The organism is Martelella mediterranea (assembly GCF_004342225.1).
Classification (GTDB): Bacteria; Pseudomonadota; Alphaproteobacteria; order Rhizobiales; family Rhizobiaceae; genus Martelella; species Martelella mediterranea_B.
Genome location: NZ_SMAR01000092.1, coordinates 1 through 2,335 on the forward strand (window position 1 = coordinate 1; position 2,335 = coordinate 2,335).

Annotated in this window: 1 protein-coding gene and 2 pseudogenes; 2 read left to right on the top strand and 1 reads right to left on the bottom strand. The window is 57.3% G+C overall.

The annotated features are described in order from the left end of the window. Positions 1-94 (top strand): annotated as a pseudogene (locus EDC90_RS20670) (IS5/IS1182 family transposase); the annotation flags it as partial. Here the strand turns inward: EDC90_RS20670 and EDC90_RS20675 are convergent. Then, a pseudogene (locus tag EDC90_RS20675) lies at positions 82-441 on the bottom strand (site-specific integrase); the annotation flags it as partial. The pseudogenes EDC90_RS20670 and EDC90_RS20675 sit on opposite strands and share 13 nt — an antisense overlap. Before the next feature lie 144 nt (positions 442-585). On the opposite strand from EDC90_RS20675, the gene EDC90_RS20680 reads away from it, so the two are divergent. Next, positions 586-2,034, top strand: a complete 1,449-nt coding sequence (locus EDC90_RS20680) for a DUF6880 family protein (RefSeq protein ID WP_132314391.1) — start codon at positions 586-588, stop codon at positions 2,032-2,034. Positions 2,035-2,335 lie beyond the last annotated feature (301 nt).

Here is a 2,335-nt window from a genome sequence, read left to right on the forward strand (position 1 = left end):
GGGCCGCAAGCGCCACATCGTTGTCGATACAATCGGCCTGATGGTTGGCCTCACGGTCCATAGCGCTGACATTCAGGATCGCGATGGTGCGCCTGCAAGCCGCTCATCGCGGAACGACGCGATATCCTGCCGTGACAGTCCAATGAGTGTCCGGTAGGCGAGATCATGACGACGCAGCACATCGATGCGCTGGATTTCTTGAACGGCACCGCGCTTGGTCGGCGACACTTCACGCTGATAGCGTTCAAGCAGATCGCCGAGCGTGGTCACGTCAAGAAGGCGCGTATCCGGCGCGGCACCGAACCTGTCGACCTGCGCTTCCAGGTCACGCGCCCACTTCTCGGCATCCGACTTGCTATCGAAGGACTTGCAGCGCGGCTTTAGCCCGCGACGGCGCACCTGTGCCTGCCAGCGCCCTCTGAGTTTGCGTATCGTCGCCATCGTGATCTCCGGTTGATTTCCTGAGATCACGCGTAGGATGCCGGTGGTGGGGAGCCAAGGATTATCCCGGCACAATGTGGCGTCGGTCTTGGCCTGATGCCACCCGCGGTATAGCGTTCGCGCGGACATGAAGGAGGCTGGCGCATGACCAAGAAGACAACGCTCAACGCGAAGAACCTCGAAGCGCTGGGCGCAAAGCGACTGGCGGAGCTTCTGATCGAAATCTCGACTGGAAGCGCGGCGCATAAACGACGCCTGCGCCTCGAACTGGCGGGCGAACAAAGCAGTGGCGAGATGGCCCGGGAAATCCGCAAGCACCTCACCCGCATACAGCGCGCCCAAAGCTTCATCGACTGGCGAAAGGTCAAGAAGCTGAAAGCGGACCTTGAAACCCAGCGTTTGGCAATCATTGAGAAACTTGAACCGGCAGACCCTGACGAGGCGCTGGAGCTGATCTGGCGATTTCTGCACCTGTCCGATTCCATCTTCGCCCGTTCAGATGATGGTAGCGGTTCGCTGATTGAGAGCTTTCATGCCGCCTGTGTCGATGCCGGACGCATCGCAGAGGCATCAAAGAGGTCTCCGGAAGCATTGGCCGAAAAAGTCTTTCAGGCGTTGCAGGATAATGGCTACGGTCAATATGACCCACTGATCGAAGAGATGATACCGGCCCTCGGCACTGACGGACTTGCGCGTTTGAAAGAGCTTTCGACCCAATGGCTCGACGAGGCCGGAAAGGAAAAGCCCCGGCGTGAAGGCCGGATCATCGGTGTGAGTATGAACGGCCCGATTTACGAAGGCGAGGTCTATAATCGTCACGATGATCTGTCGGCACGGATCGCACTTGAAAAAATCGCAGACGCCGAGGGCGACGTTGATGGCTATATCGCGTTGCAAACCGAACTGGCCAGAAAGTCACCGATGGTCGCCGCCGACATGGCGGAACGGCTGCTGAAGGCCAACCGGGCGGGCGAAGCGCTAACGCGGCTCGATCAGGCTGCCCCGGAAAAAGGCCGACTTTTACCTGTTCTGGAATGGGAGCAGGCGCGCGCCGAGGCCCTTGAGGCTCTGGGCCGAGAAGATGAGGCTCAAGACTTCAGATGGCAGTGTTTTGAAGCATCGCTCGAACAGCAGCATCTCCGCGACTACCTGAAACGCCTGCCCGATTTTGACGACATCGAAGCGGAAGAAAAAGCAATGTCCTGGGTCGCGGCGTATCCCAATGCCCATCAAGCTCTGCTGTTCTTCATGGAATGGCCTGCGCTTCGCGAGGCCAATGCACTCATTCTGGATCGCTATACGGAGATAGATGGCAATTATTATGAAATTCTGAAACCGGCCAGCGAGACCTTAAAAGAACGCTATCCGCTTGCGGCAACGCTGTTGCTGCGCGCCATGATCGACTTCAGCCTGCAGAACGCCCGTTCCAGCCGCTACAAGCACGCAGCCAAGCACCTGATCGCGTGCGAGACGCTTGCATTGCAGATCGATGATTTCGGCCCATACGAGCCGCATCATGCCTACCTGGATAAACTGCAGCACGACCACGGCAGGAAGTCAGGTTTTTGGACGGCGCTGGAGAGGCTTTATTGATTCTGTCTTTTTGGAAAAGTGCGCCGCAGGCATCTCATCAGCCTCAAGAAAGCGCCCCGGATGTTGTTTGACACTAAGTTTTGCAATTACCGGGAATATCCGAGATTATGTGAGAATTCGTGGGAAGGCCCCGAATTAGAGCATCGGGCGATTAGTCTGCAACGCATGCTGTTGATTTGAAGTAGTTCCAGCATTCCTGTGACGCCAGCTGGACCTGTCACGGTTTCGTTCCGCCCCAGGTTCTCGTTTAAGCCACTTTCCGTTCGAAAGCGACGGGGCTTTTCCAGCCCAACGCTGAGTG